We start from the raw sequence: 19,087 nt of genomic DNA on the forward strand, positions 1-19,087 counted from the left end.
GCTTTTGAGTTGTGGTTAGAGTAGCAGGGCACACGCCTGCACCAGGTCTTTGCTCCGGATCCGGAGCTGGAGGTGCCTGCCGCCGTTCTGTTCGAAGAGCTCCACGACCAGTTCCTTTCCTTTGGTGATAGGGATTTTCTCCAAGGCAAAGACGAGTACTTTCTGGTTGCCTGCCTCCACGGTTTTCTCGTCATAGCCATAGGCATACAGCGGAATCCGCTCCTCTTCCTGCGTGGCGGTGCGCTTTACCTGTTTGCGGTCCCGGAGGCTAAATCGGATAAAGTCCAGCTCGTAGGGAATGGAAGACTTGTTGGAGAGCACCAGCCGGTAAAAGAAAGTATTGCCCTGCACGTAGATGCCTTCCAGCGTAGCCTTTGTTTTTCCTGCTTTGTCCCTGATGCCATAGCAGTACCTGGGGTCCCCGGCCAGCAGATTCGTGATGGTTTTCAGTTGCTCCGTGTTCAGGTCCGTGTTGGTAAATACAACGGGAGCAGTATTAGTGGTGGGAGGCTCCAGTTTGAGCAGGGTGGTAGCAGGATGGTCGGCATAACTTACTTCAAAGCTGTAGAGCCTGCCGTCGGCGGTGATGACGGTGAGGTTGGTTCCCGTGAAGCCTTTACGGGCTGCTTTTAGCTGAAGCACATTCTCTACTTTTTCGGGTACCTGCGCCAGGATATCCCGGCTGCCGCGGTCCAAGCTTTGGATGGCATGCGGAAAAACCAGGGTGGTCGTCTTCTGGTAAGTTAGCTCCAGAGCTTTGGGGTGTAGGTCCTGTGCGAATGCGTTTAGCTGCAGTAAAAGCAGGCACAGGAAAGGAAGGAGGATGTTCTTTTTCATGATGCGATGAGTTTAAGTGTGAAACAAGAAATAAATTGAGACTACCGGCGGATGCTCTGGTCACGGAGCAGGAGGCGGTGACCGGCGTTGACGGTGACTTTTAGTTGCCGGACCTTCCTGCTCAAAAGGCCTTTGACGGCATCGATACCGGCACTGGCTGCCTGGGCACCGATACTCGGGTTGAGCGTAGAAAGCTGCAGGCTTTGGTTGATAGCATGGTCAGCTCCCTGTTTGGCGGCATTGCGGGTGAGGGCGCCTGGGATGTAAAGCCCTTCCTGCCCGTCCAGGTCATAAACCGCCAGGGCAACCGGAAGTACCGCATCACGGATGAGCACCGACGTTACCTCGATGTGCAAACGCTCCCCGTTTAACCGGCAGGTACCGTAAAGGAGACTTCCTTTGGCTACCCGCCTTCCGTTCAGGTACACATCCTGGAGCAGGCGCATCTTTACGGTGGCTCCGGCCGTCAGTGTCTTTGTCTGGTGAATGACTGCTTCCAATACATTTCCTGCTTCACCCGCACTGGCTTTTTGGTGCTTGTCTTCCAGTCCATAGAAAGCATTGCTTGTTTGATGAGCGGGTGTGAACATACTTTCCGAATTGTCCGGCTGTGATGGAGATGCCGGATTGGGCGTGCCGTGAAAGGTTGATTCCAACAAGGTTATGTCGGCTTGCGCAGGGGAGACCTGCAGGGCAAAAGTCTGCTGCTGCTTTCCCGGGGCCTCCTGTGCCAGCCGCTGCTTTACCCGCTCCGGGTGCTGGATATCGAGGATGCGTTCGAGCATATTTTCCAGCTGCTGCATCTCCGGGTCATTCCCAACGGTACCGTTGCTGCCCATGCGTTGCATCATTGTTTCCAGCCGGTCCACATCCTCTTTGAAGCGGTTGTTACCTGGTGCAGGAAGACTGGCAGTAGCTGGCGGTTTTCGCTGCCTTGCTTCCTGTTGGAGAGGCGTTGGCTGTATCGCTTTTTCCAGCTGGGCCAGTTTCTGGTTTATTTTTTCTTCCTGCGGATCAGCAAAGGCAATGGTGGCAGTGGCTGTTGTATCCGCCGTCAGCTGGAGTTGATTTTCTACACCGTCCGTCTTGAATCCCATCCGCTGCAACAGCAGAGAAGTTCCTGCATCGGATAGCTGCCGGGCTTTCTGCCGGGCCTGGTCGTAGTGGCTGAGCTTGTCCTGTTGCTGCTTTTTGAGCTGCGCTTCGGGCAGCTGCAGGTTGAGTCCCTTTTGCCCGGCCTGGGCAGTTGCTGCTGCCGTAGCGCCCCTGCCTCCGCCCAGGTTCCAGAAGGCCAGGACCAGAAAGGGGAATACCAGCAGTGGGAGCACCATCAAAAATTTACGCCTGCGCAAAAATGCTTCTGAGTGTGTTTTCATGGTCTGTTCATTTTTTAAGTGGATGATAATTCTGAAGATTAAGGCTGTCCCGGAAGTCCGGCTGTGCTAAGCGGAGACTATCTGGAAAGCTGCAGGGAAGGTTGTTTACTGTCTGCTGCTTTTGCTCCGGCCACATCCCCTTTACCAGCAGCCAGAGGCAGGTACTGCCGAAGAGAAGACAGAAGAGCAGTAGCGCAGCCATTTTGGCCCGTATGGGAAGCCTCTCATAGCTATTGCTGCAGTACTTAGCCAGCTGCTTTTGCCGCTTGACAATGGCTGTGGCAATGACACCGGCAGCCTTATCTGTGGCATTGTTTTTTCCTGGTGATTTTGTGCTATCGGAATGTTTGCGGAACAGCAGCATGGCTAGCGGTTTTGGGTGTGCAGGTCCTTGTTTTCCAGCGTCGTCCACCGCTCGAGTATAAAGCCGTGCGGGTTGTTGTCCGAGCGGGAAACACTGCGCAGGTAGCCTTCGGTCACGAGGCTGCGGCGCAGGATGGAGGTGGCGCGGATAAGCTTTTGGTGGGCATAGCAGCGGAAGTAGTAGGGATACTGCCCCGTGTCCACCTGCACGCTGTCCACGGTTATTTCCTGGCTGATATTGCCCGAAATGAGGCCCGAGATATAGCCGCTCTCGTGCAGGTTGTCGTAGGCGCGTTTGGCCGAAGCGTCGGCCAGGTACAGGGCCTTGCGCATGTTGGCTTCGATCACCTGGTCGTCGGGGTCGAGCGTGAAGAAGTAGTGGTGGAAGATGCGCACATGGTCCCGCGCCTCCACCGGAATATTCTCACGGCGGCCGGTGGAGAAAGCTTCTAATGCCTTGTCCCCGGCCAGCACGTAGATCCGTTCCTGCGCGGCCTGCACCTGCTCATAGCTCAGGTAAACAGCAATGCAGCTCACAATCGTGCAGGCGATTAAGAAAAGGAGGCTGAATGCGCGGATGTGGCGGAAGGCGCTGTCGATGTTTTGGAGTTGTCTGAACATAGCGGTATTGCGTTTGATAGTACAGTAAGTGTGTGTCAGCATTACCAGGAATCTCCGGAAAGACGCCCGTGCTGGTAGCTGTCTGTTGGCGAATTACTGGAGTTGGTACTGTCATTCGAACCGGAGGGAGGAGCATAACCGCCGCTGTGCCCGGCAAAGCCCTGCACGAGGCTGCTGGCTCCATGGCCCATGGCACCGGCGGCATAGCTGAGCCCGGTGCCCACGGTCGAGGTACCGGCCTGGCTGGTGGTGTGGAGCAGGTTGGTCACCTTCATCAGCAGGGCATTGCCCCCGCCGGCATGGATGATGTAGTTGGCGACATTGGGCACGGTAAAGTAGCCCACGATGCCGATGAGCATAAATATGAGGTAAGCCGTATCGGTGGAGCTGAAGAAGGTATTGCCGTTGCTTTCCACCTGGCCGATGTCGATGCGGAGCATGTTCTCCTGTATTTTGGCGATGATGCTGCCAAAGATGTTGGCCACCGGCAGCCACATGTACACGTTCACGTAGCGGGCAATCCAGACGGTGAGCGTATGCTGGAAGCCATCGAAGACGGCAAAGCCGAACACCAGCGGTCCCAGGATGCCGAGCACGATGAGGTAAAAGGTGCGGATGGTGTTGATGCAGAGCGAGGCAGCTTCAAAGAGCAGCTGCAGTACTTCCGACAGCCACTGCTTGATGGAATGGCGGAAGCTGAAGGAGAATTTGGCCATGGCAAACTTCATGTCGTTGCCGATGCTTTCAAGCAAACCTTCCCCGGCGCCCGAGGGGTCGTCCGGGTGCGTGTACTGGTACCACTTCTCCCGGTTGCCGCTGCCATCGGGCCCCATGTACATTTGCCAGGCATCCGAGTCCTGGATGGCCGCCTCTTTCCGTTGCAGGAGCACGGCAATGGCCTGGTTGGAGCCTTCCACCATGGCAGAGGTGGCCGTAACGGTTGGCTGCAGCACCCCGTTCAGCAGCGAAAGCACCGCCGGGAAGAGCAGGATGGCCAGGCCCAGGGCAAAAGGACGCAGCAGCGGGTAAAAGTCCACCGGCTCGGCATTGGCCAGATGGCGCCACACGCGGGAAGCGATGTACCAGAGGGCGGCAAAGCCTGCCAGGCCACGCCCCACGTCGATGAGCCGCTCGCAAAGCGGTATCATTTCCTGGTAAAGACTCTCGAGTACCTTGTGCAGGCTGTGCATATTATTAGCCACGCCCTGCGCTTGCACATTATCCGGCAACAGGAGCGCCAGCACTACCAGCGGCAAGAAATAGAAGAACTGCTTTTTCATGGCATGCATGTTTAGTTGTTTTGCGGATTGCTTACTTCTCCAGTCCGTACACTTTCTGCAGCACCTGCACTTCCTGCAGCTCCCGGTTCCGTTGCAGGGCCAGCAGGGTTGCCTGCCGGTTGAAGTGGCGCAGGAATACGAGCCGCTCCTGCATCCTGGCATAGATGCGGTCGATGGCCTGCATTCGTTCCCCGTCGCTCATGCGCAACTCCCCGGCCGTGAGGATGAGCGTGAGCTCGTCGAGCAGGCGCAGGCTTTGTTGAGAGAGGCTGCCGTACACCGCGCTGAGGTAGCTGAGTTCGTCGGGCGAAAAGCTGCCGTGCCGGCGAAAGCGGTTGTAGGCGCTTTTGTATTCGGAGAGGATACTTTTCTGGCAGCTGATGATATCGGCCACCCGCTTGTAGTCCCGCACCGCCGGGTTTACCGCCAGGAGCCCGTCCAGGAAAGTCTCGTGCAGGCTGAAGTTTCCTTCCGAGAGGGAGACGATGGTGCCGTAACCCTTGCTGATGAGTTCGTAGCCCTGTTTCATGTCCGAGAGGATCTGGCGGAGCTGGTCGAGCTTCTGCACGTTGAGCAGGAGTTGCTGTATTTCCGCCTCCTGTGCTTTTGCCCGCTGTGGTTGTAGCAGGCCTATCACCATAACCAGCAAAAAGCTGAATGGAATAAGTTGCTTTATCCTTTTCATAGTTTGGAGATGTTAGGGTATGCCATAGAATGCTTTGCCTGTTTTTGCTTCGCGAATTTCCTTTGCCCGCTGCAGGGCCAGTGCCTGTGCTTCGCGGAGAAAGGCCTGCGTAAACTGCTGCTTGTCCCCCATGGCGTGGTAAAGCGCTTCCAGTTGCCGGAGCCGCTCGTCATCTGTCATCTCCAGCGCATTGGAAGAAAGCACCAGCCAGAGCGTTTCCAGGTCCTGCAGGCAAGCCTGTAGCAGCGCTGCCTTCACCTGTTCCAGGTAAGCGAGCTCTGTATGCAGTAGGTGGTTCTCCTTCCGTAAGGCCTGTAGCGTCTGCTCAAAATGGCGAAGAATACCCGCCTGCAGGGAGAGGATAGCGGCTACCCGTGCACTGTTGCCGATAGCGGGATTTACTACTTGGAGGGAGCCAAAAAAGGCCTGGTGCAGGCCGAGGTCGCCGTTCTTGATCTGCTGCACGGTGTTGATCCCATAGCCGACTAGCTCGTAGCCTTGCCGCAGGGTACCGGCATATGCCTGTAAGGCTGCGATCTGCTGCACCAGGTATTCCCTTTTGGTTTTCTTCTGCCGGAACCACTCGTCGAATGTCTGCGCCCGGCAACTCAGGCCGGTCAGCAAAAGGAGACTGAAGAGGAGTAGTTTCATCGTTTTTCTGGTTTGTTCATTATGACAATGGTGGCTTAGTCAAGGCCATAAAGGCTTCGGACCGTTTGCAGGTTATTCCGCTGTTTGGCCCGCTGCAGGCTCAGCTGCACGTTTTGGGCGTTGAACTCCCTGAGGTCACTGTAGTTCTGCTCCAGCCGGTCGGCCGCCAACTCGATAAGTTCCAGCCGGGCGGCATCACTCATCTGGGTGGAAAAGGCATTTACCAGCAGCAGTACCTGGTCCAGGTTTTCTGCGCTCGCTTCCAGGATGCCATTGTACACGCGCTGCATAAAGTCCAGCTCGGCAGGCGTGAAGTTCCGGTCCTGGCGGAAGAGTGCAAAGGAGCGTTTGTACTCGGCTACCAGGGCTGCCTGTGTTTCGATGATGTCGCGCACCCGCTGGTAATAGGCGATAGCGGCTTTTACCTTCCAGAGCTCCTGGTAATAGTCGTCGTAGAGCTGGCGCTGCCGCTCGGTCCACTCCGCTATCTCGGTAAGGCGCAGCTCGGAGAGCTTGTTTTCGAGCACCTTCTGGGCGTTCTGCAGCCAGATGGTCTGGTTCTGCAGGCGCTGTACCTGCAGGTCCAGGGCCACAATCACTTTCGTGACGCCCGCTTTAATGGCTGCCATAATCGGGTCCTGCGCCTGCGCCGGTTGGTGCAAACCGGCTGCAGCTATAAGCAGCAGGGAAAGGAGTGTGCGTAGTAGAAACTTTTTCATCGTATTGCTAAAGACTGATGTTGCTTTATTGCTCTTTATGTTCGTGTCACTCCGGCCCGAATAGCATTGGCCAGTGCTTCGATGCCTTTTTGCATGTCCCCGCCATACTTTTGGGCATAAGCCTGCACCTTCACTTTCTCTGCTTCTTCGGTGGTGTAGGTGAGGTATTCCTCGAGCGATACTTCCGTGCGGTAGACGCGGGAGAGGGTGCCGCCCAGGCTGATGAAGACTTCCTTGTAGTTGCGGTTGGGGTCGTTGGCCTTGTTGATGGAAAGCACCAGCGCCTTCTCCTTTTCCGTCAGCCCCAGCAGCTGCTGGATGTCATCGAACTTGTTGAGGTACTTGCTCTGGTCGAGCAGGATCTTGCAGTCAGAGTTGTTGATGATGGCCTGCTTGACTACCGGGGAGGAAATGATGTCTTCCACCTCCTGGGTCACCACGATAGCTTCGCCGTAGAATTTGCGTACCGTCTTGAAGAGGTACTTGATGTATTCGGCCATGCCTTCGCGGGCAATGGCTTTCCAGGCTTCTTCAATCAAAATAACTTTGCGGACGCCTTTGAGCTTGCGCATCTTGGAGATGAAGACTTCCATGATGATGATGGTCACTACCGGGAAAAGGATGGGGTGGTCCTTGATGTTGTCGAGCTCGAAGACAATGAAGCGTTCCTGCAGCAAGTCGAGGTTCTCGCGGGCGTTGAGCAGGTAGCCAAACTCGCCCTTGCGGTAGTAGGGCCGGAGCACGTAGAGGAAATTGTCGAGGTCAAAATCCTTTTCCTTTACCCGGTCCGCCTTCAGCTTCTCCTTAAACTCCGCCTGCACGAACTCATAGAAGCTGTTAAAGCAGGGGAAGATTGTTGGTTTTTTCTTCAGGTGCTTGTAATACAGTTCCAGTGCGTTGGAGAGGGCCACGTACTCGGAGCGGGAGAAGGTCTCGCTGTCTTTTTTCCAGAGGGCCAGCAGCAGTGTTTTGATGCTTTCCTTTTTCTCCGTGTCCAGGCTGTCGTCTTTGCTAATGTAGAAAGGGTTGAAGCGGATGGGCCGGGTTTCCGTGTAGGTGAAGTAGTAGCCGTTTACCAGCTCGCACAACCCTTTGTAGGAATGGCCCACGTCCACCAGCACGATGTGGCTGCCCTGCTCGTGGTAGGAGCGCACCAGGTGGTTGGTGAAAAAGGACTTGCCGCTGCCCGAGGGGCCGAGGATGAACTTGTTACGGTTGGTGCAGATGCCTTTGCTGACCGGCTCATCCGAGATGTCCACGTGCACCGGCTTGCCGGTGAGCCGGTCGCCCAGGCGCAGGCCGACGGGGCTGGTGGAGGAGCGGTAGCCGGTTTCCAGGTTTAAAAAGCAGCAAGCCTGCTCGAGGAAGGTATCGAAGGTGTCGTTCATAGGAAAGTCCGCTGCATTGCCCGGCAGCCCTGCCCAGAAGATCTGCGGGGCCCCGTCCGTCTCGAGCTTGGGCGTGGCATCCAGCTGGGCCATGGCCGAGGAGACAAGGTTTCGCAGCTCCTTCTGCTTATCCGGCTGCTCTGTCCAGGCCAGCACGTTAAAGTGCGCCTTTACCGGCAGCCGTTGCTGGATGATAGCCTCGTTGAGGAAACTATGAGAGGCATCGCGGGCCAGGGCATTTTCGCGGGAATAAGCCGAGAGGGACTGCAAACGCAGGCGCTTGCTCTCCAGCCGCTTGAGCGTCTGGTGGGAATCTTCCAGGAAAATGTACTGGTTGAGGATATGGTTGCAGGGAAGCAGCTGACCCAGGGGAGCGGCAAAGCCGGTGGAGAACTTGCTGCGGTCGGTCGAGTACTTGTCGTAGTTGATGCGGGAACCGCAGAGCGAAGGCAGGTGCCCGGCGTCGGCCAGCGCAAAAAGCTGGCAGCGTTTCTCGCCGATGCGGATTTCTTGCTGCAGGTGCATGTCCTGCAGCAAGGGCCTTTCCGCTTGCGGCAGCAGGCCACAGTAGCGCTCAATGAGACCCGCTTTGGCTTTGGTGCCGGCCAGTTCTGCATCCGTCAGCCTGCGCAGCGTCACAAAGCCGCTGTCCTGCAGCACGCGCTCAAACTGCCCGGCCTGGTCCACAAAGTCCTGGAAGAGCCGGGGCTGCAGGGTCTGCTGGGGTGCCAGTGATTTGCGCAGCAGGTTGGAGAGCAGCGAAGTGGCAGGGCGGCGGTCATCGGGCTTTTTGGTGATCAGGATGTAGCAGTGGTGCGCCAGGTACGGCCGCTTGTGGAAGAAGCGCTCGCTGGCCCTGGCAAGGAAGCTTTGCCCGTCTTTGTAGTCGGCTTTATACCACGACTCCAGGAACCAGTCCTGCTTATGGAACACGGTAAAGCGGGGCAACAGGCGGATAGCTTTGATGAGCGCCTGGTGAAGCGCCTCGTACTCGGTATCGGAGAGCGTAAAGATCTCCGGCAACATCGCCTCATAAGCCAGCGTGATGTCGCCCTGGCGGGAGAGGATGCAGCCGTGCTCCACCTTGTAGACGGGCAGCAGGTTTTCCAGATCAATCGGCTGTGCCATGTGTGTCCTCCTTTCGTGTTAATGGTTTCTGATTATGCTGGTTATGGGGTGTTGAGCTAAGGAACCTGAAGGTCTTGCGGGTGCTCAGGCGGATGTAGCGGGGAATGCTGCGGCAGGCAAACTTCTTGAGCAGGCCGTGCTCCCCGTAGGTTTTGTTGAGGTGGTAAACGCCTGCAAACAAAGCCGCACCGGAGAGCAGGATGACCAGGAGGCAGAGCAGCAGGGGCACGCGGGCCAGGTACATGCCGGCAAAGAGCAGCAGCAGGAACACGAGCCCTGCGGCCAAGTAGCCGATATACTGCGCCCGCAGCCCCCGGAACTCGATGGGCCGGTTGATGCCCTTGTTGACCTGGTAAACGCTGTTCGCCATTGCAACATCGGGTTAGACGCCAAAGAAGGAGCGGAGCACCGTGGCCACGACCACCAGGAAAATACAGCTGCCAAACCAGGCGGCCGCCACCTTGCCCGTGTCCGGCTCGCCGCCATTCCATTTCTGGTAGACCTTAACGGCGCCTACCAGTCCCACGACGGCGCCGATGGCGTACATCAGGCTGGTGCCGGTATCGAAGTAGCCGCGCACCATTTGGGTGGCCTGGGAGATGCCTGCGTTGCCGTCGGCTGACTGTGCCTGGGCCGAAAGGGCCACGGCAAAAAGGAGCAGGAGCGTAGCAATGGCAGTGGCTTTTTTTTGCTCCGGGAGGGTTGCTTGCTTTTTCATGTGCTTTATGGTTTTAGTTATGGTTAAGGATAAGTAGTGATAATGCGTGTAGCGGGTTAGGAGCTAGGCCAGAGCGCCTGCAGGTCCTCGGGAGTGAGTGAATAGGGGAGCTTGACCTGGCTTTGCTCGAGGAGGAACTGCTGCACCTGGTCCTGGTATTGGCTTTGGGCGGTGCGGCTGTACCTGGAGATGATGAGTTGCAGGAGGGAGAGGAATTCTTCCTTTTCCAGCTGCGTCTCCACTACCAGTTCCAGCAGGGGCTTGATTTCCTCCAGCAGGTCGGCCAGCGTGCCCATGGGAAAAGTAGGCGGCTCCGTTGCTGAAGTTGTTTTTACAGAAGCGGTAGTGCTGTCTGTTTCTTCCATATCCTCTTCTTCCTCTCCTTCCGTTCTGGGTGCTACCTGTAGTTCGGATGCGTCGGATACAGTAGGAGCATCACTTGTGGAGACAGCTCCAATAGGGGATTCTGCCGGAATACCTGCCTGTGCGGTTTCCGGTGTGGAGGAGGTAAGGTACACTTGCGGTAGCAACCTGGCTGTCGCTTTTTCTGACAGCGCTTTTAGCTCCTGGCGGTAACAGAGCAATGTAATGATGAGGTAGTAGAGCAGCAGGCTGGTGCCCGTCGCAAGAAAGAACTGGGTCCAGGTAAGATGGTGAAGCATGGCCTTCCGACTTTTCTTCTGCCGCCCCGTGCGACAGAAACTGAAGGCAAGTTGGGAGGAACTACAGCCTGTTTTTCACAAGGTCTTCCGTAGGTGGGAAAAATAAAGGTGGGAGTGAGCGGACAAAAAAATACGCGTATCCATCCAGAGGAGAGGAGAATTGTAGTGGCTAACCTCCTGCCAGGTGAGGTTGAAAAGAAACTTTCCCCTTTTTCCATTCTGTTCAGGAGTTATATCGTTGGCTTTCCCTTTCTTTGTATATGCAGCTTCTCGACAGACATACTTCCGCCGAACTGGAAAAACTATCCGGCATCGTCAAGCGCGTGACCTTCCACAGCGCGGAGAGCGGCTATACGGTGCTGAAGGTAAACAGCTTTCAAAGGCCGCACGAGGAAACCACCGTCATTGTCCACCAGTCCAAGGTCTTTGCCGGGGCTACCATGGATTTCTATGGCGAGTGGACCAATCACCCCAGCTATGGCCTGCAGTTCAAAGCCACCAAAGTTATCGAGCGAAAGCCTGCCACGGCCAATGCCCTGGAGAAGTACCTTGGCTCCGGTTTGATCAAAGGCGTCGGCCCGGTGACAGCCAAGAGGATCGTCCGGCATTTCGGGGACAAAACGCTGGATGTGTTTGAGACCAGTCTCGAACGACTCACCGAAGTGGAAGGCATTGCCCGGCTCAAGCTGGAGATGATCAGCAAAGCCTGGGTGGAGCACCAGGAGATACGGAACGTGATGCTGTTTTTGCAGTCCCACCATATCTCCACCCTGTTTGCCGTCAAGATCTACAAAACCTATGGCAACGATGCCATCGAGATCGTCAAAAGCAATCCCTACCGCCTGGCCACAGACATTTACGGCATCGGTTTCTTCTCTGCTGATAAGGTTGCCCTGAGCCTGGGGCTGGCGCAGGATTCCCCGCAACGCATACAGGCAGCCATCGGGCATGTGCTGCAGCATGCACGGGAAGAGGGCCATTGCTACCTCACACAGGAGCAGATTCTGCAGGCGGTAGCCGAGCTGCTGTCCTTACCTGACGTGACGGCCATAGAGGCGAATCTCCGGGAGATGGAGAAAAAGGAAGAGCTGAAAGTAAGGCTGCTGCCCAATGAGAAGGGAGAGGCGGAAAAGTGTTTCTATGCCCACTCCCTCTACTACGATGAGCAATACATCGCCGCCAAAGTACGGGAGCTGGCCAAAGAGCAACTCAGGCTCAACCGAGACCACCTGCTGCAGGACCTGGAGGTATACTGCCAGCTGCACCAGATTAGCTTAAGCGAAGAACAGCGCCAGAGCGTGCTGCAGATTGCCACCGAGCGCCTCTCCATCCTCACCGGCGGACCAGGCTGCGGTAAAACAACCACAACCCGTGCCCTGGTGGGCGTGCTGCAGTTGATGGCAAAGAAGGTGATGCTGGCCGCTCCTACCGGCAGGGCCGCCCAGCGCATGAGCGAGGTCATTGGCCTGGAGTCCAAAACCATTCACCGCCTGCTGGAATGGGACCCTGGCAAAGGAGGCTTCAAACGCAATGAGCTGGAGCCCCTGCAAACGGATGTGCTTATCGTGGATGAATGCTCGATGCTGGACGTGCATCTGGCAGCCGCCTTACTACGGGCCGTGCCTGCCGGTTGCCAGGTGGTGCTGATCGGGGATGCCGACCAACTCCCGGCGGTGGGAGCGGGCAACGTGCTCAAGGACATGATCGCCTCCGGCGTGGTTTCCTGCCTGAAGCTGACGAAGGTATTCCGGCAGGCCCGGGAGTCGCTCATCATCTCCTATGCCCACCAGATCAACCGTGGAGAAGTACCCCAGATCGAGTCTCCCTTTCACAAGCCCCCTGTCTGGCAGGAGAAGAAGGATTGCCTTTTTATTGACTCGGAGGAAGCCACCGCTGATGAGCTGCGGTTCATTAGCAAAGTGAGGAAAATAGCAGGGGAAGAAGCCTCCAAGGCAGAAGAGGGATATTCCATGGCCGCAGAGCCGCCGGCAGAGTACTACAGCCAGGGTAGCAGTTTGTCCATTCCGGCCAAATTCAGCCATGTGGATGTGGAGGCACTGCTGCAGGCCAGCAGCCATACTGAAGAGCTGAAAGAGGTCCTCCGGCGGGTGCATCCCTGGTCCTCGCTGCATTACGGGCTTTCAGCTGTGGGGATGGTCGAAAAGCTGTATGAAGCCGTCATTCCCAAATATTACGGCAAGGGTACGGAGATACAGATTCTCTCTCCCATGACCAAGGGCAGCCTGGGGACCTCCAACCTCAACAAGGTGATCCAGGAGAAGATCAATCCTCCGGGAGCAGGGAAAGCGCAGCTGGCAGTAGGAGGGAGGCTGCTTAGGGAGGGGGACCGGGTGATCCAGAAGCGGAACAACTATGACCTGAATGTCTTCAACGGGGATATCGGCACCGTCACGGGAGTGGACAATGAGGAGATGGAGCTGTTGGTGAGTTTTAAGGCAGGCAAGGAGGTAAAGGAAGTGCGGTACCAGAAGGAGCACTTGCTGGAGCTGGATCTGGCCTATGCCATCACGATTCATAAATCGCAGGGCAGTGAGTTTGAGACAGTCATCATTCCCATCGTCACGCAGCACTTTGGAATGCTGTTCCGGAACCTGGTCTACACCGGCATTACCAGGGCCAAGAAACTGGTGGTGTTTGTAGGCACAAGAAAGGCCCTGGCAATGGCCGTCAACAAGCAAAACACAGCCATCAGGCAGACTGCCCTGGCACATTTGCTCAAACAGAATGTGCCGTATTGATACCTGTGTCATTCTTATGTATCATGATGGTAGATGAGCAATGGAAGTGTACCACGATGGTACATGTGATTGATAATTGACTTACACTGTTAGTGCCCTCTTTTTTTTCATAACAGATGTTATAATAAATTGTTAAATATACTGTCATCTTGCATGCTGATGAAGATCTTCCTTTAGCCTATTTCATATAACTAAGCTAAATGAAGCTAGACAAATGGCTTTCAGGTTTTACAGTACATTACAAGGTAAAAAAAGAGCATTGGCTACAGGCCTGGAAAATATATTTGACAAGTTAAGTAACAAAATGAAAGGGGAAGCAGAGGAAGCTCAGGGCAGAGACAGCGGTGCGGTAGGTGAGAGCACGGGGACTGGCAGTGGGCGCTTAGTGCTGCTGGAGACAAGTTTTGTGGAGATAGTGCTCGACAAGCGGCACGTCCTGCTTTGTGTCCGTTGGCTACGGCAGGTAACCAGCAGCGAGTACAGGCACGGCACCCGGGAGACGGGTCGCTTCCTGCTGGACCTTGGCTTGGAGCTGCTTTTGGTGAACAACCAGCGCATGGGGGTGCTGACTATAGAGGACCAGGGTTGGCTTGCCCGGATCTCGATTGAGGTCATCTCCAGGAGCAGATTGCAGCGGCTGGCCATTGTCTCCTCCACGGATATGCTGCAGCAGCTGACAAACGAGGTGCTGGACAGCAGAGTCAAGGAGGAGACTCCGCATTTTTACACTCAGTACTTCCTCTCTGAGCAGAGCGCGCTGGAGTGGCTCATGCAGCCCTGATGGCTGCTGCTGCCGTGCCTTCGTGTCCTTGAGCGGATGGGACTAGAGAAACAGCCAGGATGTTGCCACCTCAACGCTGAGAAACACCTCCAGCTGCATATGCTCGGCCAGGACCGGATTGTGCCGGAGTGCCTCTTGGATAAGGTGTCTGGAATCAGGTCCAAGCCTTGCGGGGTTACTACGCAGGCCCTGCGGTGGTGTAGCCGGAGGTCAAAGGCTGGCAGGTATTCTTTCACCGTCCACAGCTGATCGGCTACGGTGACATAGTTGAGCCGGCGCATGTCAATCAGCCAACGGCAGATCTCCTGTGTCCGGGCGTGCCGCAGGGCCACTTTCTGCACGTGCCGGAAAGGTTCTCCACTCGCGTGCTGCAGCCAGGTGAGCCGAATGAACCTATTTTCCGAGCTTGCCTCCAGCACGACGTACTCGTTCCGGTAAATTTCAGTAAGTTCCATAGCTATAGGGTATGTGTTGTGGCCTTATTTGCTCTCCAGCCTGCCGTTCTTTTTAGAATATAAGTAAACGTCTGCCTGCTGTAAAAAGCTACATCCCACTTTTAGCCATACATAACAATGAAGAAAGGTACCAGATAAGGTACTTTTCAAACAAGTCTAAAGTGCATGTGTGACTTCAATCTGAAGCTGTGCATGTGTTCAAAAGAAGGCAGTATATATATGAACTGTGTAAATGGAGGTTCGGGCGCAATTTCGGACCTTTTTTATTATCTTCATAAACCACAGACACAATCATGATAAGAAAAGACGACCTACTCAACGCGGTAGTCCTTCAGAAGTAATGATGGCATAACAAAAAAGACCGCAATAGTGGTAAAAAGGAGTGCGAATAACTTTTCTACCATCATGAACAGGTCATACTACTACTGCGGCAGTGTGAATATAGTCAAAAATGGTAAAACCTACTATGGTAAAGCCAGAGGCAAGTGCAAGGACTGCAGGAGGCAGTTTGTTTTAATCTGCAAAACCGTAGTCTGAGACCGGAGCAGAAGAGGCTCATTGAGCTTCTCTTGCTAGAGCGTCTTTTCCTAGAGGGGATTTGTAGAGTACTGGACATATCTGCCTATCACCTTTTCCGCTACATGAACGAGCTTTACAGAGAGATTCCTAATGACTTAAACGCGCAGGTTTCGGTACAGGCAGCGCTGGAGCTATGCTGCTATGAGTGCGAGAGCGATGAGTTGTGGAGCTTTATGGGCTGCAAGGCCAACAAGAAATGGCTTTGGGTGACACAGGACAGAAAAAGCAGGCAGATTGTGGCCCTGCACCTGGGAGATAGAGGCACAGCGGGTGCAAGGGGTTTGTGTGAGAATATTCCTGAGCACTACAGGCACCAGGCAGCTTTCTTCACTGATGACTGGGATGCCTATTAGCACGTGATACCTGCCGGGCAACATAGAACCTTTAAAAGGAAGAATGACACCAACCATGTCGAAAGATTCTTCTGCTCTCTCAGGCAGAGATGTTCAAGGCTGGTGAGGAAGGCGCTCGCTTTCTCCAAAAAGCTCGACAGGCACTTGATGGCTTTTAAGTTCTTTGTCGCTAACTATAACTTTGCTTTACTTTTATAGAAGTACCCTCAACGCTGAGTTCTGTCAATCTATTTCAGGTCAATACTTGGTTCAAAAACAGTAGATGAGTTTACTGAAATAGAGCCGTTAATTAAGACTCATCTTTAATGATTTTTATTTTAGTAAATTATCAAGTATAGATTAAGAAACTGTTAGAAAAAGCAGACTTTGCTTGAAAGTTATAACATTGACATATTGTTTGATTAATATTTTGGTAAACCCTCTAAAGTAGCTTTGCTGTCAAATCAATGAAGCAAAGTTATGCCTTTTACAAAGTTTACAATTTTCAGTAAGCACCTAATTGCAACTCTCTTTCTGTTGCTAGTGTGCTGTTGCAGTCTACTGGCACAGTCGCAAACCATCACTGGCGTGGTGTCCGACAGTAAAGGCCAGCCACTACCTGGGGTAACAGTGGTACTTAAAGGGACCACTGTGGCCACATCTACCAACATGGAAGGTGCTTACAGCCTCACAATTCCTAAAGCGCTTACCTCTCAGGATATCCTTTCTTTCAGCTTCATAGGATACAAAACCTCTGAAGTGGCCTATAATGGTAAAGCGACTATAAATATTAAGCTACAGGTAAACGATCACGTGCTGAGCGAGGTGGTGGTGACCGCACTTGGTATTGAGCGAGAGCAGAAGGCGCTGGGATACGCCACCCAGACGGTGAGCAGCGAAAGTTTAAACGATGCCCGCTCCAATAATTTTGCACAGGCATTATCCGGGAAAGTAGCAGGTTTAAGTTTAATTTCACCCGGATCCGGACCCGTTAACTCCACGCGCATCTCACTGAGGGGAGACAACTCTTTGAACCCTGACGGGAACAACGCACTGATAGTATTGGATGGCGTACCGATGAGCAGCGAAATGACCAGTTCCGGTGTAAGCAGTGCCTATGGAGCGGGCTCCGGAAACGATGTGCCGATAGACTTCGGCAACGGCATCGCCGACATTAATCCCGATGACATAGAAAGTGTTACCGTACTGAAAGGACCAAGTGCCGCCGCGCTCTACGGTAGCCGTGCAGCTAACGGAGCCCTGATCATTACTACCAAATCAGGAAGCCGCAAGCAAAAAGGCATTGGCGTAACCGTAAACACCAACATCAGCATTAATGATGTGCTGAGGTGGCCGGATTTTCAGCATGAATATGGCCAGGGTACGGAAAACCTGAACAAAGAAGGACAACCATATTATTCTTACCGTGCTTCAGAAGACGGAGCCAACACTGGTAGTACAAGTAGCGCCTACGGACCGAAGTTTGATGGCCAGTATTATTATCAGTATGACCCCACCTTGGAAGGGCAGTCGGCGGAGCGGCAGCTTTGGAGGCCTTATAAAGATAATGTAAAGGGCTTCTTCAGAACTGGCTCTACTATCACCAACAGTGTGGCTGTGGAAGGAGGAACCGACAAAGGATCAGCACGTGCTTCTATTACGCATTCCAAAAATGAGTGGATCATGCCGAACACAGGCTTTGAAAGATTGACAGCCGCTCTAAGCCTGAACTACAAAGCTTCTGATAAACTAAGGCTCAACTCCAAAGTTAACTTCACGCACAAGAAAAGCGATAACCTGCCTGCAACCGGTTATAACAACCAGTCTATCTCCTACTTCATGATCTTCCAGAATCCGAACGTGGACCTGGCTTGGTATAAGCCTAGATGGAAAAGCGGAAAAGAGCAGGTAGACCAGATTCATCCGTTCAGCTCTTATATCGACAACCCATATGTGATCGCTTATGAGATGACCAATGCGCTGAACAACTACTCTACCATCGGTAATATTTCTGCTACTTATGAATTCTCACCAAAGTTCGACCTGATGGTGCGCTCAGGTGTAGACATGAGTGCGGAAGACCGTGAGCAGCGTCGCCCATTCAGCACGGCTAACTTTCAGTATGGCTACTACAAAGAGCAAAGCATTTTCGACTATGAGGTCAACACTGATGCCTTGCTTACCTACCGCGATAAAATCGGAAGGATTGTAGATGTAAGGGCTTCTGTTGGTGGCAACATGATGAACCGCAAGTACAAAGGCACCAACGGTGTGGTAGATGGCCTGGTAATTCCGGGCGTTTACAAACTCTCCAATGGCATCAGCACGCCCATGATGACGACACGGCACCTTAATAAACGAGTAAACAGTTTATACGCGCTGGCCTCTTTCTCTTATGACGACAAGGTGTTTGTGGATGTAACAGGCCGTAACGACTGGTCCAGCACACTGCCCATGCAGAACAACTCTTTCTTTTATCCATCCATCAGCTCCAGCTTTATTCTGACGGACCTTCTATCACTACCGACTCAGGTCTCTTTTGCCAAACTGCGATTATCAGCTGCTCAGGTAGGTAACGATACCGATCCTTACAAAACCAGAAAGTACTATGGACAGAGCGATTTTGCCGGTTCAGGCTCTGTGCCGACTACGCTGCACAACGTAAACTTTAAGCCGGAAATTACCACAAGTTATGAAGCAGGCTTAGAGTACATGTTGTACAATGGACGAATTGGTATGGACATTACGCTGTACAAGAGCTTTACCCGCAACCAGATTCTGGATGTGCCACTCGATCCTACTACAGGTTACAGTAGGGCTGTGATGAATGCCGGAAAGGTGTGCAACCAGGGAATTGAACTGGTGCTAAACGTGAAACCAATAGACAATCGTTTCTTCAAATGGAAGTCCTCGGTAGTATGGTCTAAAAACGACAATAAGGTGTTGGAGCTTGCTGAAGGAATGGACGACCAGCAGATTATCGGATCCGGTGGCCAGGCAACCATCATAGCTAAAGTAGGCGGCACGACAGGCGATATCTACGGCTACGGTTTTGTCAGAAGCCCAGACGGGCAAATAGTGTATGATGCTGCTGGTTTGCCAGCATACCCTGATGAAACCATGTATATCGGCAATGCCTATGCCGACTGGAAAGGTGGCTTCTCGAATGAATTCTCTTACAAAAACTTCCGTTTCAACTTCCTGCTTGACGGGCAATATGGTGGAATCATTTATTCTCAGACGCACCACAAAATGTCGGAGCAGGGTAAACTGAAGCACACGCTGATGGGTCGTGAAGAAGGTTACATTATAGGCGAGGGGGTAGTCGATAACGGTGACGGCACGTACTCCCCGAACACCAAGAAAGTAAGTCCTCTCCAATACTATAAGCGATACTATCGTCGCGCCAATGTAGAGTCAAACTCCTTCGATGCCTCTTACCTGAAGCTTCGGGAAATGCGCCTGGAGTACAACCTGCCCAAGTCGCTGCTCACCAAAGCCAAATTTTTACAAGGAGCAAGTGTAGCCTTGTATGGCCGTGACCTGGCCATGCTGGCTGATTTCCCAATCTTCGACCCGGAAACGGCCGCGCTCAATGGCTCTACCATTCTGCCAGGTGTAGAAATTGGCCAGATGCCAACTCCAAGAACTTACGGCATGAATGTTACCCTCAAGTTTTAGACAGGTCCTTTTTCAGTTAATTATTACAATTAAAAGAGCTGCCGGAAGTACGCCGCATATACTGGCACTTCT

14 protein-coding genes and 1 pseudogene are annotated in these 19,087 nt (G+C 53.6%); 4 read left to right on the plus strand and 11 right to left on the minus strand.

From position 1 onward, the window contains the following. Positions 1-15: 15 nt before the first annotated feature. The 11 genes from traN to DCW36_RS05000 form a co-directional block, all read right to left on the minus strand. Positions 16-837 carry a conjugative transposon protein TraN gene (gene traN / locus DCW36_RS04950; RefSeq protein ID WP_114782327.1) on the minus strand — a complete coding sequence of 274 codons (822 nt, stop codon included), beginning with the start codon at positions 835-837 and terminating at the stop codon, positions 16-18. A gap of 41 nt (positions 838-878) precedes the next feature. Continuing rightward, positions 879-2,213 (minus strand): conjugative transposon protein TraM, encoded by a 1,335-nt coding sequence (gene traM / locus DCW36_RS04955; protein ID WP_114782328.1) that lies wholly within the window; start codon positions 2,211-2,213, stop codon positions 879-881. 366 nt (positions 2,214-2,579) lie between these two features. Continuing rightward, a complete protein-coding gene (traK, locus tag DCW36_RS04960) occupies positions 2,580-3,197 on the minus strand; it encodes a conjugative transposon protein TraK (protein ID WP_114782374.1) in 618 nt (205 codons plus the stop codon). A gap of 41 nt (positions 3,198-3,238) precedes the next feature. Beyond that, the gene (gene traJ / locus DCW36_RS04965) at positions 3,239-4,477 is read right to left on the minus strand and encodes a conjugative transposon protein TraJ (protein ID WP_114782375.1); all 1,239 of its coding nucleotides are present in this window, start codon (positions 4,475-4,477) and stop codon (positions 3,239-3,241) included. Positions 4,478-4,508: 31 nt separating this feature from the next. Further along, positions 4,509-5,162: a TerB family tellurite resistance protein gene (locus DCW36_RS04970; protein ID WP_240676058.1), complete on the minus strand. Its 654-nt coding sequence runs from the start codon at positions 5,160-5,162 to the stop codon at positions 4,509-4,511. A gap of 12 nt (positions 5,163-5,174) precedes the next feature. Then, positions 5,175-5,813 (minus strand): hypothetical protein, encoded by a 639-nt coding sequence (locus DCW36_RS04975; RefSeq protein ID WP_125185392.1) that lies wholly within the window; start codon positions 5,811-5,813, stop codon positions 5,175-5,177. 35 nt (positions 5,814-5,848) lie between these two features. Beyond that, positions 5,849-6,532 (minus strand): conjugal transfer protein TraI, encoded by a 684-nt coding sequence (locus DCW36_RS04980; protein WP_114782332.1) that lies wholly within the window; start codon positions 6,530-6,532, stop codon positions 5,849-5,851. A gap of 35 nt (positions 6,533-6,567) precedes the next feature. After that, a complete protein-coding gene (locus DCW36_RS04985) occupies positions 6,568-9,048 on the minus strand; it encodes a TraG family conjugative transposon ATPase (RefSeq protein WP_114782333.1) in 2,481 nt (826 codons plus the stop codon). Further along, complete coding sequence (locus DCW36_RS04990; RefSeq protein WP_114782334.1) at positions 9,032-9,418, minus strand: DUF4133 domain-containing protein; 387 nt, start codon at positions 9,416-9,418, stop codon at positions 9,032-9,034. The genes DCW36_RS04985 and DCW36_RS04990 overlap by 17 nt, the downstream gene beginning before the upstream one ends. Before the next feature lie 12 nt (positions 9,419-9,430). After that, positions 9,431-9,766 carry a DUF4134 domain-containing protein gene (locus DCW36_RS04995; protein ID WP_114782335.1) on the minus strand — a complete coding sequence of 112 codons (336 nt, stop codon included), beginning with the start codon at positions 9,764-9,766 and terminating at the stop codon, positions 9,431-9,433. 56 nt (positions 9,767-9,822) lie between these two features. Then, complete coding sequence (locus DCW36_RS05000) at positions 9,823-10,428, minus strand: hypothetical protein (protein ID WP_114782336.1); 606 nt, start codon at positions 10,426-10,428, stop codon at positions 9,823-9,825. Between the two features lie 260 nt (positions 10,429-10,688). Here DCW36_RS05000 and recD2 point away from each other — a divergent pair, with 260 nt between their 5' ends. The 4 genes and pseudogenes from recD2 to DCW36_RS05025 all read left to right on the plus strand — a co-directional run bounded on the left by recD2 (position 10,689) and on the right by DCW36_RS05025 (position 19,015). After that, a complete protein-coding gene (gene recD2, locus DCW36_RS05005; RefSeq protein WP_114782337.1) occupies positions 10,689-13,187 on the plus strand; it encodes an SF1B family DNA helicase RecD2 in 2,499 nt (832 codons plus the stop codon). Between the two features lie 214 nt (positions 13,188-13,401). Next, entirely contained in the window at positions 13,402-13,968 is a 567-nt protein-coding gene (locus tag DCW36_RS05010; RefSeq protein WP_128396946.1) for a hypothetical protein, read from the plus strand. An 860-nt stretch (positions 13,969-14,828) separates the two neighbouring features. Further along, a pseudogene (locus DCW36_RS23060) lies at positions 14,829-15,553 on the plus strand (IS1 family transposase). 261 nt (positions 15,554-15,814) lie between these two features. Beyond that, complete coding sequence (locus DCW36_RS05025) at positions 15,815-19,015, plus strand: SusC/RagA family TonB-linked outer membrane protein (RefSeq protein ID WP_114782341.1); 3,201 nt, start codon at positions 15,815-15,817, stop codon at positions 19,013-19,015. Positions 19,016-19,087: the final 72 nt, after the last annotated feature.

The sequence above is a fragment of the Botryobacter ruber genome, from assembly GCF_003347595.2.
GTDB classification, from domain to species: Bacteria; Bacteroidota; Bacteroidia; order Cytophagales; family Hymenobacteraceae; genus Pontibacter; species Pontibacter ruber_A.